The following is a 22,719-nucleotide window of genomic DNA, read 5'->3' on the forward strand; positions in this document are numbered from 1 at the left end:
TATGCCTAGTACGTCTGACCAGGCAAGACAGAACCACGTGGGCCTCCACCCCATTTCATACCGGGTACCAACGCCATCGAGTCCCTCAACGCCCGCTACCGGCGAGCGATCAAGGCACGAGGGCATTTCCCGTCTGAGCAGGCCGCGTTGAAGTGCCTATATCTCGTGACCCGATCCCTGGACCCGACCGGTGTTGGCAGGGCACGATGGATGATGCGGTGGAAGCCAGCGCTGAATGCGTTTGCAATCACTTTCGGCGACCGATTCCCGGCAGCCGAAACCTACTGATGGAAACCGCCGGAAACACCGTTAGCGAGATAGTCCCGCGTGCTGGGCTGTCGACAGATCGGTGAGCGGCTAGGAAGTCGTCGGCGATGCGTGCGCAGTCGTCGGCGGTGGTGGCGCGCAGGCCGGTTATTCGCGCGAATGCCAGCGGGCCGATGAGTTGGCACAAAGCCAGTTGTGGGTCGAAGTCGTCGAGTTCGGCTCGTGCTGTGGCGTGTTGCAGAACGGCGTCGAAGGGCCAGCGGTACTGCTCGATGACGCGGGCGCGCAGGGCCGTGGAGGCGTGCTGTTCAGCTGGCGCGGCGGGGCCAAGCGCGAGCCAGGCCAGGACGGTGACGTGCAGCGGCGCCTCAGCGAAGACGCCGGCCTGGCGGGTCAGCAGCTCAATGAGTTGTTCGCGCAGCAAGCCTGGGGCGGGTGGCAGTGATTCGACTTGGGGAAGTAGCCGTTCGAAAGTGGCCGCGAGCAGGTGTGACGAGCTGTTGAATTGGCGGTAAAGGGTGGTTTTGGCGACTTTGGAGGCTTTGGTCACCGCGTCGACGGTGACGGCTTCGATGCCGCCGCTGGTGAGCAAGGCTGTTGCGGCGTCGAGAAGCCGGTTGCGGGATCGAGTTCGCCGCGGGTCGACATCGTCGACGCCGGCGCTGTGGGCTTGCGGCAGGCTGCTCATTCTTCCTCGCTTCGCGGTTGACCATGCTCCTGGCTGACGGTTCCATGTGGAGCCCGCTATAGTTCCGGCAGTATCGGAGCGAAACCGATGGTAGCGAAAGGCCGTTAGTTTGTCTGATCGCTTGGTCGACGAGGGTAGCGCGCCCGGCGACTTGCCGGTGTCGGTCCCGCAATTGCTGCCCTACCACACTTCGACATGTTTGGGTTGTGGGCCGCAGAATCCGCATGGCCTGCATTTGGTGGCACATCGCAGTGGCGATTCGGTATACGCCGATGTGACGTTCACCGACCGCCACGTCGGCGCTCCCGGGCTTGCCCACGGTGGTGCTGTTGCTGCGGCGTGCGACGACGTGCTGGGTTTTACGCCGTGGCTCATTGGAGCCCCGGCAGTCACTCGCCGCCTGACTGTCGAGTACTTGCTGCCGGTTCCACTGAACCAGCCTCATCGGATCACGGCCCACATTGAGATGCGACAGGGCCGCGCGTTGCACGTCAGAGCCGCTGGCGTCGGCGGCGATGGGATCATCCGCTTCACCGCCGATGCGGTGTTCGTGCTGGTCGACGCCGAACATTTCGCCGCTCACGGCGACGTGTCCGGTTTTGGCGGCCTGCTGGAGCAATTCGGTCGCGATGGGGTGTCCCGAAACGGCCTGGCTCGATGAGCTCACCGGACTTGCGCGCTCACCCAGCCACGAAGAAATTTGGCGCCAATGCGTCGCCTGCGCGCGGCGTGAGCGCCGCACCGCACCTGGCAGCGGAGCGATGGGAAGCGTTGCTGGATGAGGCGGTGAGATTGGCGTCGGTGGGCGGCTACGACGCCGTGCAAATGCGCGCAGTTGCCAAACATGCCGGCATGGCCGTGGGCACGTTGTATCGCTACGTTCCGTCGAAGAATTACCTGCTGGCGGTCGCGCTGACGCGTCAATTTCACCGTGTGGAGGCAGGCTGGCACTGGACGGCCGGCGCCGCTACGCCCGCGCAGCGACTGGGTGTACCTGGTCATAAGGTTGGTCGCAGTCTGCTGACGGGCGGTAGCCCGCCGAGTGCGCTGTGACGGCGTTCAGTGTTGTAGTGCTTGAGCCAGGGGGCAAGGGCTGCGGCACGCTGGGCGTTGGAGGTGAAGACCTGTCGGTAGGCCCATTCGGTTTGCAGGGTGCGGTTTAGGCGCTCGACCTTGCCATTCTGCCAAGGGCAGTGCGGCTTGATGAAGATCTGACTGGCGCCGATCTCGGCGCAGATCGCGCGCAGCGACCAGCGATAGGCCCAGGCGTTGTCGGTCATGACGCATTCGATGGCGGGGATGCCGTGATCGCGAAAGTACGCGGCTGCCCGCTGCAAAAAGGCGGCGCAAGTTGGGCCTTTCTCGTCGGGAAGAATCTCGCTGTAGGCCAGCCGGGAATAGTCGTCGACTAGAGAGTGGACGTAGTCAAAGCCGATGCCCGCCTTGTGGTCTCGCACCCTATTGGCACGGCCAAGAGCCCGCCAACCCCCGCCTTCGGGGACGCAGCCGAGCTTTTTGACGTCCATGTGGACCAGCTCGCCCGGTCGCAGCCGCTCATAGCGCACGGCCGTGGACTTCGAGGAACGTATCAGCTCGCCCGTCATCGGGTCGCAGTCCCGCAGATACGGCACCCCGCGTCGGCGGAGCACCCGTGACACAGTACGGGCGCTCACACCGAGCTTTTCTGCGATCTCATCCGGGCCGCACCGGTGGCGCTGGCGCGAGGCTACGATCCGGTTCTCCAGGCTTTGCGGGGTTCGTGTGGGCATCGTGTGAGGCCGCGAGGACCGGTCAAATAAACCCGCTTGTCCGTCAGCATCGAACCGGGTGATCCAGGTATGCACGCACTTGCGCGACAAGCCCATCGCCTCGGCGATACGAGCTTTGGCCCAACCCGCTCGATGCCGTTGCACGATCAGCAGCCGGCCGCGAAAGGTGGTACGGGCATTACGGTGAGACATGAGAACCTCCGGACGGTGATGGACCTCGACAAGCCACACCCCACCCGGGGGTTCTCCTCACATCAAGCCGACACGCCTGCTACCAACGTCATGACCGGGTACAACTAGGGCGTGTCTGACAAATGGGATAGCCAGAGGGTGATGGCGCGCAGGACCGCTGCGCCGCGGTAGACGAGGGCGAGTTTGTCGTAGCGAGTGGCCAGCCCGCGCCATTGCTTGACGTCATTGAAGTTTCGTTCAACGACGTTGCGGCCCTTGTAATCCTCGGCGTTAAAGGCTGGGGGCCGGCCGCCACGTGCACCTCGGCGCTTGCGGTGGGCGATCTGATCGGATGGTTCGGGAATGACCGCACCGATGCCGCGGCGGCGTAGCCGTGTTCGTGTTGCTCGGCTGGAGTAGGCCTTATCGCCGCGGAGGCGATCGGGGCGGGTCCGTGGTCGGCCGCCGCGGCGGCGGTCCACTTTCAAGTGTGCGAGCAAATGCTCCAACACCGGTCCGTCGTGGGCGTGGCCGGCGCCCACGAGCACCACCAAGGGTCGTCCGCGGCCGTCGACGAGATGATGAATTTTGCTGGTCAATCCGCCGCGGGAGCGGCCAATGCCGTGGTCAGGCGGCTCGATCGTCAGATTCGTGTAATTCGACCCAGCCCCCCGTGTCGCGGGTGATGTTCGTGGCGTGTTGGTGAGCACGAGCGATCGTGGAATCCACCGCCACAGCCCAGTCGATGATCCCGGCGTCGGCGGCGGCGGTCAGCAACCGGGCCAGCACGACATCCCAGGTGCCTTCGGCACTCATTCTTCGATGCCAGGTCCAGATCGACTGCCATGGCCCGAACACATCGGGCACGTCTCGCCAGGCAATGCCGTGTTGGCGTCGTCTGAAAACTGACCCCGTGTCCCCGCCGTTGACATGCCGCACCGGGTAACGGTAAATGATGCCCTCGACCATCGAGCGGGCATTCTGAAAGGGCCTGCCCCGCTTACCTGTCCGAGCCGGAAGCAGATCTTCGATCAAGGACCACTGAGCATCGGTGAGCAACTGAAACCGCGACATAGCTCAAGCCTCAGGCACAACACCCCAAATCTTTGTCAGACACGCCCTAGACCGGCTCAGCGCCTATCTGCACGACCGCTGGCAGCGCGATCCACTGCTTACCGAAGCCATGGTCAAGGCTTTCCGGGTCACTGACAGCACCGCGGCTGACGTGGTGAACGAGGCCGCCGGGGTCATCGAAGATCTCCTGGCGGCACCCTCGCCGGCGGCACGCCCAGCCTTCTCGATCGACGTGTCGCCGGGGTCATCGCCGACATCTGGCTGGCGAATTTGACCGCTTTCATCGGCCGACGGGCCTCGGCGTCACAGACCCGCGATCGCATCACTCGAGCCACCCGGCGGATATTGGCCAATCTGGCATTGTCATCAACGGCCCGACGACCGTGACCCAAGGCGACGGTATTGGGCATGCGCATCGTTGCGGCATCGCCGAGGGCCTTGTCGGTGGTGGCCGGAGTCTGTGGCAATGCGACAGAAGACTGATGATGTCGCATCCGAAAGCGGGAGGGCCGCCAATTCGCTTTCGTTACGTCGCTGGTCGGTTCGAGTCAGGTGCATCGTGGCGATGACATCATCGCGGCGGGGTCAGGCGCCTGCGGCCACCCGAGCGGTGGCCCCACGGATCGCCTGCTCGACGCCGCCGAAGACTGTTTGCGGGATAGGGGGCAGTCGGGCACCACCATGGAGGACATCGCGGGGCGTGCCGGGGTCTCGCGCGCCACGGTGTACCGCTACTTCTCCAATCGCGAGTCCGTCGTGTCCGGTTTCATCCTGCGGGCAACGGAGCGCTACCTGCGACGCATTGCTCCGCGCATCGCTGAACATGCCGATTTAGGTCCGGCGAGCGTCGATTTCGTCGAGGAGACGGTACGGGCGGCTCACCGCGAGCCGATCATCGGTGTGTTGTTCGGCAGCGCCAACGATTTAGCCGGTGTCGGGTTGGCCGAAGGCACGTCGGTGGCACTATTCGACCTCGTCGCCGAATTCCTACGACCGGTCTTCAAAGAGTGGTGGGGATCAATTAGGGTCGGGGGTGTCAGTTGACGACGCCGCCGAGTGGATTCTGCGCGTCATCCTCAGTCTGATCGCGGTGCGCGGCCCCCGCCAGCGCAGTCCCGACGGCGTGAACACCTTCCTGCGCCGTTTCCTGCTGCCGTCGTTGCTTTCCACCGCCGAGTCTGGCGGCATGCAACAAATCTTAAGTAGTGTCTTAAGTCATGACGATTGACTCCGACGCCGCTCGAGAGCGCTAACCGTGCAGTTTGCGCAGAACGCTTTGGCGGTCGCGGAAGAGGCTATCCGGTTATCTGGGTTTCGCCACACCGAGTTCAGCGCCGGGCGACTGGTGGTGGAGATGGATGCCCGCGCTGACCTGTTTGACTGCGTTCGGCGATCCGCTCGGCGGATGCCCGACCGCGATGGTCGACCACTGCCTGGGTGTGGTGTTCTATCCAGTCATCCCGGCCGGATCATGGGCCGCGATCACGGAGTTCAAGCTGAAACGGCTTGCGCCCGTGTCACACCGCGTGTGCGTCGCCGTGGTCGAGATCATCGCGCTGGAAAAGCGTAGCGGGGTCGGCAGAATCGACATCAGCAACGACGGGAGCGCAGTGCGCGCCGCCCAAGGAACCGTAACCGTGGTGCGCCCAACGACCGGGGTCGACGTGAGCGCGAAAGTCAGCATTCCCCTGACGGCTCTAGCTGCCCGATTCGCACGGCTGCGCCGATGACGCTCACGCACTTCAACGGCAACGACGGTGTTAGGCTTGCCGCGGATTGTTACCGGCATCCCGATTCCCCCGCTGTCGTCCTCCTGCTACACGGCGGAGGTCAAAACCGCCAGGCGTGGGCGGCCACCGCGCACCAGTTACACGAAGCTGGCTACACCGTCATCGCCTATGACGCCCGTGGTCACGGAGACAGCGCCTGGGATCCCACCGGACACTACGATCTCGACGTGCTGGCGTCGGATCTTCTGGCCGTACGTGCGCAAGCGTCAAGCGACCGCCCCGTAGCGGTGGTGGGTGCGTCTCTGGGCGGCATGACCGTTCTCGGGGCGCACCGACTCGCAGCCGCAGACCTGTGGGCCGCAGTAATCCTGGTCGACATCACCCCGCGCATCGAGTTCGACGGAGCACGCCGTGTCGTATCGTTCATGGCCGCCCACCCTGATGGATTCGGCAGCCTCGACGAGGCGGCCGAATCCATCGCCGAATACAACCCACACCGCGCACGGCCGCGCAGTCTGAACGGACTCCGCAAAGTGTTACGGCAGCGCGAGGACAATCGGTGGATCTGGCGATGGGACCCGGCTTTCGTGACCTCCAACTTCCACTTCTTGCGCGGCGATCCCGCGGCCGGTGCCGAGGAGTTCAACGCCATCACCGACCTGCTGGTCGACGGAGCCCGCCGCGTACGGGCGCCGACGCTGCTGGTGCGCGGTGTGCTCTCCGACGTCACATCGCAGCAATCGGTCGATGAATTCCTGCAGGTCGTACCGCATGCCCAGACAGTGGACGTCTCGGGCACAGCCCACATGGTCGCCGGCGACGACAACGACGCCTTCACCGCGGCAGTCGCGGACTTTCTGGACCGCACCATTGCGGCAAAGTCGTGACGCTGCCCGCTGAACCCATCCCTACTGCGAGTCGCCTGCCGCTGCGCCGCCGGCGCGACGGTGAGTGGCTGCCGGCGTGGTCTCACTGGTATTGAGTGACAGCACGTAGGCGCCGAGGCTTCCGAGGAAGCCTGCGCAGTGGGCCACGAGTTCGTCGGTGCGGAAGTCGAGTTCGTCGTCGAGCCAGCGGCGCAGCACCTCGAACAGCCCGCCCACCCCCAGGGTCGACGCCAGATGGGCGACGCTTACTGCGGAGTCGGGAATATCGAGGCGCACTCTAGCCTCGCGCAGCACGAGGTCGGCGAATCCAGCCATGAGTTGGCTGCGCAATTCACGTAGCAGCGGTTCGGTTGCCGATTCGACAAACAAAAGCCGGCCCAGCCGCCGGTCGCTTTCGATCATCGTGATCAGCGCGCGAATCGGAGCGTGTGCCAACACCTCGGGGGTCGCTCCCGCGTCGGGGATCGCTTGGACTATTACCTCCTGGAAGGTGGCGTAGAGCTGCTGGTAGACCGCCCGCAACAGCTCGTCCCGATCGGTGAAGTGTTGATAGAAGTACCGCGAGGTTACCCCCGAGGTTGCACACACCGCCGTCACCGTGGCCGCCGTCACGCCCCGGGTGCCGATCAACTCCACGGCAGCATTGATCAAGCGCTCGCGGCGGCGGCGATGACGCTGCTCGGCCGACATTCCGCTGTACACCCGGACCGAACGCACACGCATAGTCTTGCACCCACATCTGACTAGACGTAAAGTCAGATTTGTCCACTACGAACAAGGGGCAGCGTGATGAGCAACGAGTCGTCGATATCGTCGAGAACACGGGTGCTGCCCAAGGCCCGCCGGGTCCGTTTCGCATTGCCTTCGGGCACCACTCGCCAGCATTTCGTGGGCGGCGAGCTGGTGATGAGTCACTTTATTTCGACCTTGTCGGCAACGTTTCCCGAAGGCGAAGACTTTTTTATTCGGTCAGTGCGCCAGTACCGTGACCAGATCAGCGACCCTGACCTTCAGGAGGCGGTCACGGGATTCATCGCGCAGGAGGCCACCCACCGTTATCAGCATCGGCTGCTCAACGAGCGGTTGCAGGCGATGGGTTATCCGACCGACCGGATCGATCGGCACATCAAAAAATTGGTTGCCCGGTTGGAGCAGCGCTTCTCCCCGGTCCTGCGCCTGGCTGTCACCGCCGCTCTCGAGCACTACACGGCGACACTGGCCGAGATCATCTTGACCAGTGATGAAGCCCAGAAACTGATCGGCGACACCGAGGTCCGGCCGATCCTGCTGTGGCATGCGTTCGAGGAGTCCGAGCACAAGGCCGTTGCTTTTGATGTCTTACGGACGATCGGGGCCACCGAACGCACCCGCGTCTGGGGAATGCGCGTCGCTTCGCTGATCTTGTTCACCGAGTTGATCGCCCAAACGCTCCGGTCTATGGCGACTGACCGTGCTGCATATCATCCGAGACGAATGAGGGCCAGCCTGAGGGCATTTCGTCGTTCCCCCATGTTCAGTCCCGAGGCGGTGCAACGCTTCCGTTCTTACACTTGCCCCGGGTTTCACCCTGACGACTGGGACAGCGCCGACGTCCTGCGCCGCTGGGCAGCCGAGTTGTTCGACGCCGACGGCGCCCAGCGGATCGGGCAGCCGGCCGACGCGCCAAGGGCCTAGTCTCATCCAGAGACAAACACGCCGGTAACCGGATCCCCGACGTCGAAGCTGCCACCGCCGATACAGGGGTACAGTCAATCACGCCGTGCTGCAACCTATTTCGGCATGTTCTGACGTGAGCGACTTTCATTCCCGCTGCCAGGCGGCTGCCGCTTATCGGGCGAAGGTGTCGTGCTCGGTGGGGTGGGTGTGCATGAGCGGGCCGTAGCGCTGTCGGAGTTCGTTGATGATTTCGGTGAAGGGCAGGTCGTGGTACCAGCCGCGGTCGTGAAGGTATTCCATGTGGTGGTGGCCTTCGCTGTCGAAGGCGTGCAGGAGTGCGTCGTGTTCGCCGTCGAAGTCGATTGGGGGCACACCGAATCGGGCGCATAGTTCGGCGTTGAACGCCGGTGTCGCCTTGACCCAGCGGTTGTTGACGAAAAGTTCGCTGTAGCCGTGGTAGACGAACAGGTCGGTACCGCCCATGCGGGCCCGCAGCGTGTCGGTTTGTAGGTGGTTGCGCACATCGGCGAAACCCAGTCGGGCTGGTATACCCGCGGCGCGGGCCGCCGCGGTGAGCAGGACCGCCTTGGGGACGCAGTAGGCGCGGGTAGCGGTGGCGACGTAGCTGGCTCGGTAGTGACCGGGATCGTCATCGACGCTGTAGGGGTCGTACCAAATCGTGTCGCGGACAGCGGTGAAGATGCGTTGGGCTCGTGTCACCGGATCGTGGCTGTCGCCGATCGCCGCCCGGGTGAAGCGCTGAACATTGTCGTGGCGCCAGTCCAGGAACTCCGTCGTTGCCAGAAAACTCGGGTGCTGCCCGGTGGATGTGTCGGTCACTGAGCGCCTTTTGTCCTCGCCTCGATCGCGATATGGCCTGTCAGCGATCGCGCCGCGTGGTCCAAGGCCTCGGCAAGACACCGCTCGGCTTCGGGCAGTCCGGCGGCCAGATGGGCCGCCGCAGCACAGCGGTCCCGCACCGAAAGGCTGTTGTCCATGGCTTTCTCGGCGACAGCGGTCCACAGGTCGGCTGCTCCACGGGCCGCTGCTGCCGCGATGGCGACCGCGTCGTTGTCCAGCAACTCGGCGATGTGCTGGCAGCCGTGAGCTTGCAGGCGGCGGAACAGTCCGCCACCGGTACCGGCCTTTTCGATGAACGCGCCAAGCCCGAACAGTGCTTCTGCGAGCGCATCGTCGTCGAAATAGTCAGGCCAGCAGCGCACGTCGTCGGCGAAAACCCGCACACCAGGTAACCCGACCCCTGCCAGGTCGGCGTCGTTGAAATTTAGAAGCGGCGGCCCGTCGGCCTCGCCGCGCATCGACGCCGCGCTGGCTGCCAGCGCGGGCCCGCTGATCACGGCCAGTTCGGGAACGTGGCGTGGCCAGTCGATCAGATAGGTGGTGTGACGGGTCGGCACCGGGAACCCGGTCGAGCACCGGGCGCGTCGCAGGTTCTCATACGGAACGCTTTGGATGGTGTCCCGGTCGTTGTCGACAACATAGGCCAGTTGATGATCGTCGTCGTAGCCGACGATCACGACATCGTGGCGGCTCATGCTCAACCGCACCCGAAGATAGGGCAGCTCGGCGATGTCGGCCCACACCATCACCGGCCGGCCGGCGTCGATCTCGCCGGTCACCCATGCCCAGCCGACGTCGGCGTCATCAGTCGAGGCCACCCGCAGCCCGGCGCCGATACGGGTCAGGTAGTCCTCTTCCAGCCCGCCTCCACGCCCCACCAGATAGATCTGCGGCCGCAACCGGGCGCAGCGGATGTAGCTGAAGTCCACGGCACCACCGAGAGCGAACACCAGCCCCTCGGTTGGCGGCTCAGATCCCCAGCCGAGTTCGGCCCATTCGGTGAGGTCCCGCAGCGCCGACGACCCGCAGTGCCCACCCATTCGGTGCCGGTAGGCGATCTGTCCTGTGCCCAAAGCCTTTCGCGCCTTTCGCTCGTCAGAATCGGATGAGTCCGCGGATGTTGCGGCCTGATCTCATGTCGTCGTATCCCTCGTTGATCTGCTCGAGGGTGTATTCCCGGGTGATCAGCTCGTCGAGTTTGAGTTGCCCGGCGTTGTAGAGTTCGACCAGCCGCGGGATGTCGTGGACGGCGTTGGACGACCCGTACAGCGCGCCGCGGATCTGCTTCTCGTACAACGTCAATTCCAGCAGCGATCCCGACATCGAGGCGTCGTCGGGGTGCCCGATCGCGGTCACCACCACCCGGCCCCGCTTTCCCACCAATGACAGCGCCTCACCGATGTAGGACGCCTCGGCCACGTCGGTGGTCAACACGCACACGTCGGCGAGTTTGCCTCGGGTCAGATCGCTGACCAATGCCCACGCCTGATCGATCGTGGCAGCAGTGTGCGTCGCGCCGAAGCGGGCGGCCTGCTCGCGTTTGAACGCGACCGGGTCGACCGCGACGATCGTCAACGCTCCGGCGATGCGGGCGCCCTGGATGGCGTTCATGCCGATACCGCCCGCCCCCACCACGACCACGGTGTCCCCGGCGCGCACCTCCCCGGTGCGCACCGCCGACCCGTACCCGGTGGTGACACCGCACCCGATCAAGGCTGCTTTGTCCAGCGGGGTTGCGGCGTCGATTTTGACCAGTGAGGCTTGCGGCACCACGGTGTACTCGGAAAACGTTCCCAACAAACACATCTGACCGATGTCCTGGCCGCGGGCGTGGAAGCGGTAGGTGCCGTCGATCTGGGGTCCCATCATGATCGCCGCACCCATCTCGCACAGGTTGCCCATGCCGCGCGCACAATACGAGCAGCGTCCGCACGCGGGCAGGAACGTCAAAACGACCGAATCGCCCTCTGCGACGTCGTCGACGCCGGGCCCGACCGCGGCCACAGTGCCGGCACCTTCGTGTCCGCCCACCACCGGCAGCGGGATGGGCAGGTCGCCGGTGACCAGGTGTTCATCGGAGTGACACAACCCGGTCGCGGTCAACCGGACCAGCACCTCGTCGGGACCGGGGGGATCGAGCTCAACCTCCTCGACCTCCCATTTCTGGCCCAGATCCCACAGAATCGCTGCGCGTGTCTTCACCGTTTCACTCCTTGCACTGGATGTTCCTATTTATCGACGGGACAAGATCAACCGAGGGTCTCGATGACCAACGCGCCGTCGGCGTGCTGCCGGCGGAGTGTTTTTTTGTCGAACTTGCCGGTCGAAGTCAACGGGACCTCGGCGACGAACGTCCACCGCTCCGGCAGCCACCACTTGGCCACTCGGTCGCGCAGAAAGTCCGCCAGTTGCGCGGCGGTGACTGTGTGCCCGGCGTGTGGCACGATGACCGCCAGCGGCCGTTCCTGCCATTTGGGGTCGGGCACGGAGATGACCGCCGCGGTACGCACCCCGGGGTGCGCGGCCAATTCGTTTTCCAGTTCCACCGAGGAAATCCATTCACCGCCGGACTTGATCACGTCTTTGGCCCGGTCGGTCAACGTGATGAACGCATCCTCAGAGATCGTGCCGACATCACCGGTCGGCAGCCACCCGTCGGCAGTAACCGCTGCGGTGTCCTGGCCGTAGTAGCGTTCGGTGATCCACGGACCGCGCACCTGGATCTCCCCGACCGACTCGCCGTCCCAAGGCTGTTCGACGCCCGTGTCGTCGACGATGCGGGATTGCACGCCGGCCACCACCCGACCCTGCGTCGCCCGCAGTCGCTGCGCGGTATCGGCGGGGTCGGTGTGGCGCGGCAGGGCCACCGAGGCCAGCGGCGAGGTTTCTGTCATACCCCACGCCTGCACGATCCGGATGCCCAACTCGTCAAACGCGCTCATCAACGACCGCGGCACCGCAGATCCCCCGCACGCCACCAACTTCAACGAACTCAAGTCATGGCCGGGATTGTCGCCCAGGTAGTGCAAGATGTCGGTCCAAATCGTCGGCACCGCACCCGACATCGTCGTCCTCGTCGCCTCGATCATCTCCACCAGCGGCGCGGCCTGCAAGAACCGATCCGGCAACACCAGCTGCGCGCCGGCCATCATCGCCGCATAGGGCAGCCCCCAGGCGTTGGCGTGAAACATCGGCACAATGGCCAACACCGTGTCGTCATGACCGATGCCCAACGCGTTCGCCGTGCAGGCGGCCTGCGAATGCAGCCACGTCGAGCGATGGCTGTAAACCACTCCTTTCGGGTGACCGGTGGTGCCGCTCGTATAGCACATCGCCGCGGCGGCGCGCTCGTCAAGATCGGGCCAGTCGAAGGTCTCCGGCTGGCCCGCCACCAGCTCCTCGTAGCGCAGCACGGTTTTCCCGCAACCATCCAACAGCGCCAGATCACCCTCACCGGTGACCAGCACCGTATGAACCGACGCCATCGTCGGCAGCGCCGCCGCCAGCACGCCCAGCACCGTGTCATCGACGATGACCACCCGGTCATCGGCATCGTTGGCGATCCACGCCAACTGCTGCGGCGGCAACCGCAGATTCAACGTGTGCAGCACCGCGCCCATCGACGGCACCGCGGCGTAACTGTCCAGGTGCTCTTGATTGCTCCACTGCAACGTCGCGACCCGCTCATCACCGCGCACACCGACCTGACGCAACGCGTTGGCCAGCCGGGCCGCCCGAACCGCCAACTCCCGGTAAGTCACCCGAGAAATGTCGCCGGGACCGCGCGCGCTGAACACCTCCCGCTCGCCATGCACCGTCGCCGCATGCCCGACGATCCCGGCGACACCCAACTGAACGTCCTGCATCGTCGATTTCACCGCGGCACCACCGCGCTCAGCAAACCAGTCCAGGGCTGCGGCTCACGCATCGATGAGGTCCCGACGCTGCGCGGCCTCCAACATCAGCCGATACTCCGGAAACAAATTCTTGGCCTGCGGTATCAGCTTGATCAACTTGGCCACCGGACCCTTGGCCCGCACCGTGCCCGTGGCCATCGCGACCGTCAAGTTCACCTTCCCCAACCAGAACCTGTTTCCCATGTCCGCCGACATGAACAACTCCACATTGGGCACCGCCGCACTCGACGCACCGGTCTCGACGACCTTATTAGGCATATCCACCGTCACCACCGCATCCGGATCGGTGTAATGAACCCGCAACACCACCCCCGAACCCGCCAGCTTGTCAGCCAACCCCTCCTTATCCAGCCCACGTCGGAAAATCCCACCCAGATAGGCGTAAACCTCATCCTCATCAGCAAAAACAGCCATTTCAACCTCATCTCGTCGGAACAACTAATTGCACGGCCTTGTGAACCGCAGCTTGATTACGACATCCGGCGGACCGATAACACGACACCAGCAACGCCGGCGGCGCGGTGCCCGCTGGGCCGCACCCAGGCAGCAACACGCCGTTTCGTCAACAATCGGCTTGCGAACGTTGCTGACTGAGTGGTGCGGCCGCACGGGATTGCTCAGCCCGGGAGGGTCGCTGTCTAGCCCGACAGCTCAGGCTGAAGCGCCGGCCAGCGCTTTGCGGTCTTCATCGGCGAATTCGTCTTCGAGTTGCACCGGCGTGTAGTCGACGTCGATGTCGGCGACGGGGCGTCCTCGGGCACTCTCGATGGTCCCCAACCTGCGCATCCCTTTATCGGTCGCGTACTTGGCCAACTCGTCGACGGTCAGGCCGAACGGGATGTGCTCGCCGTAGGGGGCCAGGAGGTCTTCGATCATCTGCACGCCCAGCGGGATCAGCTCCTGCATTCGCGTTTCGAACACCGACCAGTTCGTGTCGTCGGCGGCGATGTGACGCCGGCAAGTGAACGTGCCCCACGCCATGTGGCGGCGCTCGTCGTCACCGATACGGCCAATGAACTCCTGCATACCGGGAAGAATGCCGCGGTCTACACAGATTTTATGCCAGGCGTAGTAGCCGGTCAGCGCCAGCATCCCCTCAACGATGTGGTTGTAAGTTGTGGCCGCACGGATTTGGGCAGCGGGTGACGGATCCGCGACCAAGGCGCCGAGTGATTCGGACAGCTCCTCGTTGAAGATCTTCCGGTAAATCGGGGAGTGATAGCCGTGCAGGTCGTCGGTAATCCCCATGGCATCAAGCCATAACCGAAATCCCTGCGTGTGCTTGGCCTCCTCGAACGCGAACTGGGTCAGATACATCTCGTCACCCAGCCGGCCCTCGGCCCGCATCGCAGCCATGAACGGCTGGATGTCCTGTGTGACCGCTTCTTCGCCGGCCAAAAAAGCCGCGCACAGCCGCACCGCCAAGTCCCGTTCGCTGTCTGACAATGTCTCCCAGTCCGCCCGGTCGCGGGAGAAGTCGATGGCCGCCGGGTCCCAAAATTTCGCGTTACCGCCGGCGAAAAGCTTGAGCGGCAGACTATCCCAGTTGAGCCCGCCCTCTGCGAGCGAACCATAATCGGACCTCGTCATGATTGTGACCTCCTTGTCATCGTAGGAAAATTAGTGCGTAGGACTTTTGCGGTACGTGGATTCGGGCCTCCTTCACATCATGTGCACGCTGCTGTCTGCCTGCGGGACAGCTCAGTCATGGCATCGCATGGACCGCTGCGTGGCGAGGATGACGGCGCGAACGCGGCCACCATGACTGACACCAGGCGGCGCACCGCCAGATGCGGCTGCTCCGGTGTGGGCTCATCAAGGCCGAGGACCGGATCCATCCCGCGGACGTGCGGCGCCAGCGCCAGATGCGGAAACAACAGCAGCAGCAAGGACAACAAGACGGCCGTATCAGCATCGGCGTTCAGGTCACCGCGCGTGTGCGCGTCACGCACCAAAGGGCGCAACACTTCGAGGTAGTGGCGGTGAACCACCGTCTGCACGCTGACGCGGGCCTCACTATCGACTTCCAAGCTCGCGGCAGCGTGCAAAGCACGTTCGCGAGGATGCTCGGCGAAATACGTGATCCAATCGTCGAGCAGGTCGGTGAGGAAGTCGAAGAACGGCCGGCTCGAATCGAGTTCGCGGATACGGACCTCCAGATACGACCGCACCCGCTGGCTAGCCACGTCGGCGACGAATGCGTACAAGTCGCGTTTGTCAGCGAAATACTGAAAGAGGCTCCCCTTGGCCACTAGCGCACGGCGTGCGATCACGTTCAGGCTGCCGCCTGAAAACCCATGCGCCGCGAACTCGGCTTCGGCCGCCTCTATCACGGCTGCGCGACGGGCTGGATCGACACGCGCCCACGTAACCGTCGGCATCCCACCTCCTTGTCGCGATCCGTCAAAAATAATGACCACTGGTCATTGTAGCATGATGCAGGTCACAGTCAATGCCGCGGGGGAGGCTTTCCGAGTCGAAATAGACTGTGCAAGAGGCACGTTCAGTTGCGAGCCGTCATCCGATGGGTGAAGTCTGGGCCGGTGTAGGTCAGCGATCATCCGCCCCCAGCGTTGAGGAAATCTCGTGACGTGAGCGCGGGTACCGCCACTGCGGGTCATGACCTTCTCAGCGCGACGCGGTGGTCGCTGAGAGGGTAGTCGGCATGGCGATTTGCGGGGGCGCAAGGTAGCTCAGGCTACAGGGATCGCGCGATGATCTCTTTCATGATTTCGTTAGTTCCGGCGTAGATTTTCTGGACTCTCTGGTCGACCCAGAGACGAGAAATCGGGTAGTCGTTCATGTATCCGTAGCCGCCATGCAGCTGCAAGCAATTATCGATGACGGTCATCGCGTGGTCTGTCGTCCACCACTTCGCCATCGCTACGGTTTGCACATCGAGCTTGCCGTCGAGATGCAAACAGATGCAGTGGTCGAGGAAGACACGCGCGATGCGGGTTTCGGTGGCGGCTTCAGCCAACGTGAACTTGGTATTCTGAAAGCTGAACAGATTGCGGCCGAACGCTTCTCGTTCGTGGGTGTAACGCAAGGTGTGCTGCAACGCCGTTTCCATGGCGGCGACGGCACCGACTGCGACGATCAACCGCTCCTGTGGCAGCTGAGTCATCAGCTGGATGAAACCCTGACCTTCGGTTTCGCCGAGCAGGTGGGACTTGGGCACGCGCACCGCGTCAAAAAACAGTTCGGAGGTGTCTTGGCCGTGCTGGCCGATCTTGTTCAAGACGTGCCCGCGGCGGAACCCGGGCCGGTCGGCCTCCACGACGATCAACGAGATGCCGCTGGCTCCGTGATTTGGATCAGTTTTGGCGACGACGATTACGAGGTCAGCTTGTTGACCGTTGGTGATAAAAGTTTTGGAGCCACTGATCACATAGTCGTCGCCCTCCGCTACTGCTCGCGTGGTGATATTCTGCAGATCGGAGCCGGTGCCGGGCTCGGTCATCGCGATCGCACCGATAAGTTCGCCGGAAGCCATTTTAGGCAGCCAGCGCTGCTTTAATTCTTCTTGGGCATACTGAAGGACGTAGTGCGCGACGATGCCGCTGTGCAGGCCCGCGCCCCACGAGCTGTCAGCGATGCGGGCTTGCTCTTCGAGTAACACTGCTTCGTGGGCGAAAGTTCCGCCGCCACCGCCGTATTCGACCGGTATCGACATACACAGCAGGCCGAGATCTCCGGCGCGCTGCCACAACGCCCGGTCAACGTGGTGCTGTTGGGCGAACCGCTCCCGGTGAGGTGCGAGTTCAGTGGCGCAGAACTTGGCAGCCAGCTCGCGGACTGCGTCGAGTTCTGAAGTGCGCCAGGGCGAGTTGAGGTTCATCAAGAAGCCTTTCTGCTGTCGAGCCTGTCGAGATTCGCTGTCAAAAATCAGTTCGGCGTCAGAATCGCCTGGCGGCTGTGCGGCTACGTTTGCTTGTACCGCAGCGGATTTCGCGCCGACGCCAGCCCGGGCAGAATCGTGTCGAAATGAGCTAGGGACAATATCGGCCCGCCAAGAGACAGTGCGGGCGTGGAACTGTCACCTGCGTGCTCATCGCCTGCGCAAGTCGACGGGAAGGCCGTCGACGGGGATGGGCAGCGAGGTGTTGTCCCACCTGGCGGTGTAGTCGGGCCGCACACTCCAGGTGTAGGTGCGCAGCATCTGGTGCAAGATGGCCTTGACTTCGAGCATGCCGAAATGCATCCCGATGCACTTGTGGGCGCCTCCGCCGAAGGGGATCCAGGCGAAACGGTGCGCGTTGTCCTCGCGCCGCTGTGAGTCGAAGCGCAGGGGATCGAAGCGGTCGGGCTCGGTCCAGACGTCGGTGACGTAGTGGTTGACCGCCGGAGTGATGGCCACCAGGGTGCCGGCCGGGATGTAGTAGCCGGCAATGGCGGTGTCTTCGACGGTTTTTCGCATCACCAGGGGCACCGGGGCGAGAAGGCGCAGCGACTCCTTGATGACGAGGTCGAGGTCGGTCAAGCCCTCCAAATCGTCGATATCGAGAACCTTGTCGCCGAAGACGTCGGATTGGGCGCGCACCCGGTCCTGCCAATCGGGATGTTTGGCCAAAAAGTAGGCGACGGCGGTGGTGGTGATGGTCGAGGTGTCGTGGGCAGCCATCATCAAAAAGATCATGTGGTTGATGACGTCGGCGTCGGTGAACTGTTCGCCGTCTTCTGTGCGGGCCTGACACAGCGCGGTGAACAAGTCGTCGCTGCCTCCGGAGCGAGCCTGCGGCAGGTGACGGGTGAAATAATCTTCCAGAACCCGTCGACCACGGATCCCGGCCCGATACCGGGTGCCGGGCAGCGGCGCGCGGACGATGGCGCTAGCAGCGCGGACGGTCGCGATGAAAGCCCGATTGACCGCATCGCTTTCGTCCTTGCCGCGGCCGCCCATGAACACATCGGTGGCGACGTCGAGTGTCAGGTTCTTCAGCAGGCGATACAGGCGAGTCGATGGCCCGGTCGGCCAGGCCGGAACGGTGGCGCGCACGCACGGGGCGACCTGTTTGACGTATCCGGCCAGCCGGGGCCGGGTGAACGCCTCCTGCATGATGCGCCGGTGCATCCGGTGTTCATCGAAGCTCATCAACATCAGTCCGCGATGAAAAAACGCATCGATGAGGAAGCTCCAGCCGTCTTGCGAGAACGCCTTTGCGTTACTGGTCAGCGCCTGTTGGGTGGCCTCCGGTCCGGCGATAACCACCATCTTGGTGCCGAAAGCTCCCATCCAGGTCACCGGCCCAAGCCGTGCATAGCGTTCGCGGCCGAGTTCGGAACCAAAGCGGATGTAGTCCAAGGTGTGCCCAACGAAAGGCAGCCCAGGGTCACCAGGAACCGGCTTGAGACCGCTGCCAGCCGGTGGAGCCGCCAAATCGCGCACCGGCCACCGCCGGCTCAGCTCTCGCCAGTCGTCCTCGACGCGGCGGGGGGCCGGAACCAAAATCACCGACGACAAGCGCTCGCGGGCCTTATCGACCGGAGCGTGCAACAACCCAGTCATGAGCATTCCTTCGCACTTCTCTGAACACACAGATCGCCATCGACCGCTGGCAGTTCTCGCGTGACTGCGCCTAACCGGCGATACCCCAAATCATTTACAGGGATCAGTTAAATGTCAAGCTTCAGACAGTTCGGCTCAATCTGTCACAGATGGGTGGTCCAGTCGCAGATACCGCAACGCGACCTGCGAAATACGCCCCGCTGTGGCTGCGGCGTCGTCAGTGGGCAATACCAGGTGGCTGACGGTCAGCCGGACCAAGGCGTCGACGACATCCCGTACATCCTGGGCGTCGAGCCCCGGGAAATGGCCGATGAACCACTTGATCATCGTTGCCGAGGACAACTCGAGCAGCGACGCCGATGTCGGCAGCAGCGGCAACACCCCGGTGTCGGGCGACCCGGGCCCGGCGTCGGTCCCCCGGTTGGAGGTCAGTACCGCTTTCAGCAACGGGCTGGACTCCGCCTCGTCCAGGGTGTAGCGGACGGCGGCCATGATGCCTGCACCGGCGTCGCGGGCATGCTCTTCGAGCACCGCGCGAACGCCATCCAAGAATTGCTCGCCTTCGCGGACGATCAGCGCGTCGCCGAGTCCTTTCTTGTCGGTGAACTCCTTGTACAGCGTCGGACGAGAGACACCCACCAGCTCGGCGACTTCACTCACCCGTACTCGCTCCCAGCCCTTCTCGATCGTCAGGGCCCGCGCAGCGTCCAACACTTGTTCGCGCATGTGCCGGCGAAACGACATTCGGAGGGACTCACTGGGCATAGTCGAAAGGATAATCGCGAAGCCTTTTGGCCAGGTACTTCGCCAGAAATACGGACCGATCCCGACGTGCCAGCCGCGCGATGGCCGATCGGTGAGATGAAGCGACACCTGAATCGCCGCGCGACCCCCCGCTGTGGTACTGATAGTAGCGTAGCGAGACTACTAGTCTCGCTTTCGGCTGGAGGTGTATGTGACCGTCGGTTCCACAGAAAGTGCGACTGCACTCCTTTCCCGACCCGCCCCACCGGCCGGTTTCGTGGGATCACGCGAATACAGCCTGCGGTTGGCGAGCCTGGCTGGATTCGCCGTCAGGCACAAGGCGCTGGTGATCGGATCCTGGGTGCTGGTCGCCGTGCTGCTGGCCGTGCTGTTTCCCCAGCTGGAGACGGTGGTGCGCAAGCAGTCGGTGAACCTTCTCCCGCGAGATGTTCCGTCGTTGCAAACAGTGGACCGGATGAGCGCGGCCTTCGGTGAACAGGGTTCCAAGACGGTGGTGTTCGTCGCGATGGAAGACCCCGCCGGGTTGACTGCCTCGGCGCGGCAGCGCTACGACCAGCTGCTGGCGCGGCTGCGCGCCGACACCGGCCATGTCTTGCTGGTGAAAGACTTGCTGGCCGATCCGGTCACCGCGTCCCAGGCAGTCAGCCGCGACGGCAAGGCGTGGTACCTGCCGGTGGGTGTGGCCGGCACGTTGGGCGATCCCACCGCGGCCGCATCGGTGCAGGCGGTGCGCGCCCTCGTCGCAGAGGTGTTCGCCGGCTCGTCGACCACCGCGTACGTGACGGGCCCGCCGACGACGTTCAGTGACATGATCGCCTCTGCCGAACACGATCTACTGCTGATCTCGATCGCAACGGCCGGGCTGATCGCGTTGATCCTGCTGATCGTCTACCGGTCGGTGTTCACCGCGCTGCTGCCGCTGTTGGTGATCGGGACAAGCCTGGCCGTGGGGCGCGGTGTACTGTCCGCGCTCGGCGAAATCGGCATGCCTGTCTCCCAGTTCACTGTGGCGTTTATGACCGCGATCCTGCTCGGCGCGGGCACCGACTACACGGTGTTTTTGATCAGCCGATACCACGAGCAGCGCCGCGCCCAGGTTCCCGCCGATCAAGCCGTCATCCACGCCACCGCCAGCATCGGCCGGGTGATCCTGGCCTCGGCGGCCACCGTGGCGTTCGCCTTCTTGACCATGGTGTTCGCCCGCCTGAGCGTGTTCGCCGCCCTCGGTCCGGCCTGCGCGGTCGCCGTGCTGGTCGGGTTCGCAGCCACCATCACGCTGCTGCCACCGGTGCTGTCACTGGCCGCTAAAAGAGGCATCGGCGAACCCAAATCTGACCGCACCCGGCGCTACTGGAACAGCGTCGCAGTCGCGGTGGTCCGCCGGCCGGTACCGCTGTTGATCACCAGCCTGGTCATCCTGCTGGCCCTGACCGCGGTCGCGGCGACCATGAAGATCAGCTACGACGACCGCAAAGGCCAGCCGGCCGGCACCGCCAGCAACCAGGGCTACCGCCTGCTGGACCGCCACTTCCGCAAAGACAGCATCGTCACCGAATTCCTGGTCGTGGAAAACCCGACCGACATGCGCACCGCAAAGGGGCTGGCCGACCTCGACGAAATGGCCTCCCGCATCGCGCAAATCCCCGGCGTCACCAAAGTATCCGGAGTCACCCGCCCCACCGGAACCCGCCTCGAACAAGCCCAACTCTCATGGCAAAACGCTCAGATCGGCGACAAGATGGCCCGCGCCGTCGCCGACGGCAACACCCGAAAAGACGACCTCACCAAACTCACCAACGGCGCCAGCCAACTCGCGGAGGGCCTGGCCCAACTCGACACCACCCTGCGCACCGCCCTGACTCCGCTAACCGGAATACTCACCCAGGCCCAGTCTGCCGCCACCCAGGCCCAGCAGTTGCGGCCTTTGCTGCAACAGCTTTCGGCCACCGCCCCCGCCGTCGATCAAGCCATCCAATCCGGCCCCGGGCTGCGCCCGTTGGCCGACCAAGCTCAAAACGCCATCGCCGTCCTCGACCCCCTCGCCGGCGCCCTCAACAGCTCCCCGTGGTGTGCCACCACACCGCAGTGCACCCAGATCCGTGACCAAGTCCAGATTCTGGTGAGCCTGCGTGACAATGGGTTCTTCACCGAGGTCGCCGACCTCGGCGACCGCTACAACCCCGCCACCAACGCCACCGTCACCGGCACCCTCACCAACGTCCAGTCCGCCGTCGGCGCACTGGACAAAGCCTTCGGAACCCTCGGGGACCCCGCCGACCTTGCCGGCAACATACGGCGCCTTTCAGACGGCGTCGGCCAGCTTGCCTCGGGCGCCCAAGCACTGGCGACCGGCGTGCACACCCTGGCCGACAGCAACATCGACATGCTCTACGGGATGAGCCAGATCGCCATCCAGCTGCAAAACTCTGCCCGGGCCAGCGCCCGCTCGGATTCCTCCAGCGGCTTCTACCTACCTGGCAACGTCTTCGAAAACCGCCAATTCGCCGACGTGGCAAAGCAATTTGTCTCCCCAGACGGTAAAACCGCGCGCTTTGCCATCGAATCCAATTTCGACCCCTACAGCGCCGAAGCAATCCACCTCGCCCACCAGATCACCGACATCGCCAACGCCGCCCGGCCCAACACCGCGTTAGCCCACGCCACCATGTCAGTGGCCGGATTCCCCGCCGTCAACTCCGACATCCAACGCCTGCTGCGCGCCGACTTCGCCCAACTGGCCATCGCTACCCTGCTCATCGTCGGGCTCATCCTGGTACTGCTGCTGCGCGCTGTGCTGGCCCCGCTCTACCTGCTGGGCACCGTGGTGCTCAACTACCTCGCCGCACTGGGCATCGGCGTGCTTCTATTCCAATGGGAGCTGGGCTATCCCATCGCCTGGCCGGTGCCCCTGGTGGCGTTCATCATCCTGGTCGCGGTCGGCGCCGACTACAACATGCTTCTCGTGTCGCGGCTGCGTGAAGAATCAGGACGCAATATCCGCGTCGGCGTACTACGTACCGTTGCCAACACCGGCTCGGTCATCACCTCAGCGGGACTCATCTTCGCCGCCAGCATGTTTGGCCTGATGGTCGGCTCGGTGGCCATCATGGTCCAAGCCGGATTCATCATCGGCTGCGGACTGCTGCTCGACACTTTCCTCGTGCGCACCCTCACCGTCCCCGCCATCGCCACACTCCTACGCCAAGCCAGCTGGTGGCCCAACACACCGCCCTCGACCACACCCCCGCACCCGCCCGGCCACCGCCCGCGGTGAACTGCATCGCCGCGCCGGGCCCGTCGGGTAACGCCCCCGCCAACAACATCGGCATCTGCCACAGCCGCAAACGGGGGACTGTCCGAACAACGGTGGATCTGATCTTGGTCTGACACGCCGAGCGGTGCTTGGCGGGAAGGACTGACGATGT

Annotated in this window: 22 protein-coding genes and 3 pseudogenes; 10 read left to right on the plus strand and 15 right to left on the minus strand. The window is 64.0% G+C overall.

Annotated elements, in window-relative coordinates; translation table 11 throughout:
* Positions 1-57 precede the first annotated feature (57 nt).
* Positions 58-288, plus strand: a pseudogene (locus AWC03_RS09320) (transposase); the annotation flags it as partial.
* On the opposite strand, the gene AWC03_RS09325 reads toward AWC03_RS09320, so the two are convergent.
* Positions 248-955, minus strand: coding sequence for a TetR/AcrR family transcriptional regulator (locus AWC03_RS09325; RefSeq protein WP_085240232.1), 708 nt, complete (start codon positions 953-955; stop codon positions 248-250). The pseudogene AWC03_RS09320 and the gene AWC03_RS09325 sit on opposite strands and share 41 nt — an antisense overlap.
* Before the next feature lie 151 nt (positions 956-1,106).
* Between AWC03_RS09325 and AWC03_RS09330 the strand changes: the two genes are divergently transcribed.
* Complete coding sequence (locus tag AWC03_RS09330; RefSeq protein ID WP_042792068.1) at positions 1,107-1,616, plus strand: PaaI family thioesterase; 510 nt, start codon at positions 1,107-1,109, stop codon at positions 1,614-1,616.
* Positions 1,613-2,008 carry a TetR family transcriptional regulator gene (locus AWC03_RS09335; RefSeq protein ID WP_082278413.1) on the plus strand — a complete coding sequence of 132 codons (396 nt, stop codon included), beginning with the start codon at positions 1,613-1,615 and terminating at the stop codon, positions 2,006-2,008. The genes AWC03_RS09330 and AWC03_RS09335 overlap by 4 nt, the downstream gene beginning before the upstream one ends.
* Here the strand turns inward: AWC03_RS09335 and AWC03_RS09340 are convergent.
* The 3 genes from AWC03_RS09340 to AWC03_RS28300 form a co-directional block, all read right to left on the minus strand.
* Positions 1,954-2,916, minus strand: coding sequence for an IS481 family transposase (locus AWC03_RS09340; RefSeq protein WP_042792067.1), 963 nt, complete (start codon positions 2,914-2,916; stop codon positions 1,954-1,956). The two genes, AWC03_RS09335 and AWC03_RS09340, sit on opposite strands and share 55 nt — an antisense overlap.
* Positions 2,917-3,020: 104 nt before the next feature.
* A complete protein-coding gene (locus tag AWC03_RS28295; RefSeq protein ID WP_408632635.1) occupies positions 3,021-3,605 on the minus strand; it encodes an IS5 family transposase in 585 nt (194 codons plus the stop codon).
* Positions 3,523-3,969: an IS5/IS1182 family transposase gene (locus tag AWC03_RS28300; protein WP_042791995.1), complete on the minus strand. Its 447-nt coding sequence runs from the start codon at positions 3,967-3,969 to the stop codon at positions 3,523-3,525. The genes AWC03_RS28295 and AWC03_RS28300 overlap by 83 nt, the downstream gene beginning before the upstream one ends.
* 28 nt (positions 3,970-3,997) lie before the next feature.
* Between AWC03_RS28300 and AWC03_RS27260 the strand changes: the two are divergent.
* From AWC03_RS27260 to AWC03_RS09360, 5 genes and pseudogenes are all read left to right on the plus strand, one after another.
* Positions 3,998-4,356: pseudogene (locus AWC03_RS27260) on the plus strand (hypothetical protein).
* Between the two features lie 165 nt (positions 4,357-4,521).
* Complete coding sequence (locus AWC03_RS09350; protein ID WP_420845654.1) at positions 4,522-5,013, plus strand: TetR/AcrR family transcriptional regulator; 492 nt, start codon at positions 4,522-4,524, stop codon at positions 5,011-5,013.
* Positions 5,003-5,197, plus strand: coding sequence for a hypothetical protein (locus tag AWC03_RS28305; protein ID WP_408632637.1), 195 nt, complete (start codon positions 5,003-5,005; stop codon positions 5,195-5,197). Before AWC03_RS09350 ends, AWC03_RS28305 begins: the two co-directional genes overlap by 11 nt.
* Positions 5,198-5,224: 27 nt before the next feature.
* A pseudogene (locus AWC03_RS09355) lies at positions 5,225-5,624 on the plus strand (PaaI family thioesterase); the annotation flags it as partial.
* Positions 5,625-5,695: 71 nt separating this feature from the next.
* Complete coding sequence (locus AWC03_RS09360) at positions 5,696-6,586, plus strand: alpha/beta fold hydrolase (protein ID WP_042791994.1); 891 nt, start codon at positions 5,696-5,698, stop codon at positions 6,584-6,586.
* Between the two features lie 21 nt (positions 6,587-6,607).
* Here the strand turns inward: AWC03_RS09360 and AWC03_RS09365 are convergent, their stop codons facing one another.
* The gene (locus tag AWC03_RS09365) at positions 6,608-7,309 is read right to left on the minus strand and encodes a TetR/AcrR family transcriptional regulator (RefSeq protein ID WP_473143630.1); all 702 of its coding nucleotides are present in this window, start codon (positions 7,307-7,309) and stop codon (positions 6,608-6,610) included.
* Between the two features lie 66 nt (positions 7,310-7,375).
* Here AWC03_RS09365 and AWC03_RS09370 point away from each other — a divergent pair, with 66 nt between their 5' ends.
* Positions 7,376-8,260 carry a metal-dependent hydrolase gene (locus AWC03_RS09370; protein WP_042792065.1) on the plus strand — a complete coding sequence of 295 codons (885 nt, stop codon included), beginning with the start codon at positions 7,376-7,378 and terminating at the stop codon, positions 8,258-8,260.
* A gap of 153 nt (positions 8,261-8,413) precedes the next feature.
* On the opposite strand, the gene AWC03_RS09375 is transcribed toward AWC03_RS09370, so the two are convergent.
* The 10 genes from AWC03_RS09375 to AWC03_RS09420 all read right to left on the minus strand — a co-directional run bounded on the left by AWC03_RS09375 (position 8,414) and on the right by AWC03_RS09420 (position 19,255).
* A complete protein-coding gene (locus tag AWC03_RS09375; RefSeq protein ID WP_042791992.1) occupies positions 8,414-9,082 on the minus strand; it encodes a transglutaminase-like domain-containing protein in 669 nt (222 codons plus the stop codon).
* Entirely contained in the window at positions 9,079-10,143 is a 1,065-nt protein-coding gene (locus tag AWC03_RS09380; protein ID WP_051472934.1) for a BtrH N-terminal domain-containing protein, read from the minus strand. Before AWC03_RS09380 ends, AWC03_RS09375 begins: the two co-directional genes overlap by 4 nt.
* Positions 10,144-10,198: 55 nt before the next feature.
* Positions 10,199-11,305, minus strand: coding sequence for an NDMA-dependent alcohol dehydrogenase (locus AWC03_RS09385; RefSeq protein WP_042791991.1), 1,107 nt, complete (start codon positions 11,303-11,305; stop codon positions 10,199-10,201).
* Positions 11,306-11,352: 47 nt separating this feature from the next.
* Positions 11,353-12,969: a long-chain fatty acid--CoA ligase gene (locus AWC03_RS09390; RefSeq protein WP_042909773.1), complete on the minus strand. Its 1,617-nt coding sequence runs from the start codon at positions 12,967-12,969 to the stop codon at positions 11,353-11,355.
* A gap of 54 nt (positions 12,970-13,023) precedes the next feature.
* Positions 13,024-13,434: an SCP2 sterol-binding domain-containing protein gene (locus AWC03_RS09395; RefSeq protein ID WP_042791990.1), complete on the minus strand. Its 411-nt coding sequence runs from the start codon at positions 13,432-13,434 to the stop codon at positions 13,024-13,026.
* 237 nt (positions 13,435-13,671) lie between these two features.
* On the minus strand, positions 13,672-14,610 hold the full coding sequence (locus AWC03_RS09400; protein WP_042791989.1) for a R2-like ligand-binding oxidase: 939 nt from the start codon (positions 14,608-14,610) through the stop codon (positions 13,672-13,674).
* Positions 14,611-14,687: 77 nt separating this feature from the next.
* Positions 14,688-15,401, minus strand: coding sequence for a TetR/AcrR family transcriptional regulator (locus tag AWC03_RS09405; protein WP_051472933.1), 714 nt, complete (start codon positions 15,399-15,401; stop codon positions 14,688-14,690).
* Between the two features lie 317 nt (positions 15,402-15,718).
* Entirely contained in the window at positions 15,719-16,861 is a 1,143-nt protein-coding gene (locus AWC03_RS09410; RefSeq protein WP_180150374.1) for an acyl-CoA dehydrogenase family protein, read from the minus strand.
* A 210-nt stretch (positions 16,862-17,071) separates the two neighbouring features.
* A complete protein-coding gene (locus AWC03_RS09415) occupies positions 17,072-18,529 on the minus strand; it encodes a cytochrome P450 (RefSeq protein ID WP_042792062.1) in 1,458 nt (485 codons plus the stop codon).
* A 135-nt stretch (positions 18,530-18,664) separates the two neighbouring features.
* Positions 18,665-19,255: a TetR/AcrR family transcriptional regulator gene (locus AWC03_RS09420; protein ID WP_042792061.1), complete on the minus strand. Its 591-nt coding sequence runs from the start codon at positions 19,253-19,255 to the stop codon at positions 18,665-18,667.
* A 229-nt stretch (positions 19,256-19,484) separates the two neighbouring features.
* Here AWC03_RS09420 and AWC03_RS09425 point away from each other — a divergent pair, with 229 nt between their 5' ends.
* Positions 19,485-22,568 carry an MMPL/RND family transporter gene (locus tag AWC03_RS09425; RefSeq protein ID WP_408632638.1) on the plus strand — a complete coding sequence of 1,028 codons (3,084 nt, stop codon included), beginning with the start codon at positions 19,485-19,487 and terminating at the stop codon, positions 22,566-22,568.
* Positions 22,569-22,719: the final 151 nt, after the last annotated feature.

Source organism: Mycobacterium europaeum (genome assembly GCF_002102155.1).
Lineage (GTDB): Bacteria > Actinomycetota > Actinomycetes > Mycobacteriales > Mycobacteriaceae > Mycobacterium > Mycobacterium europaeum.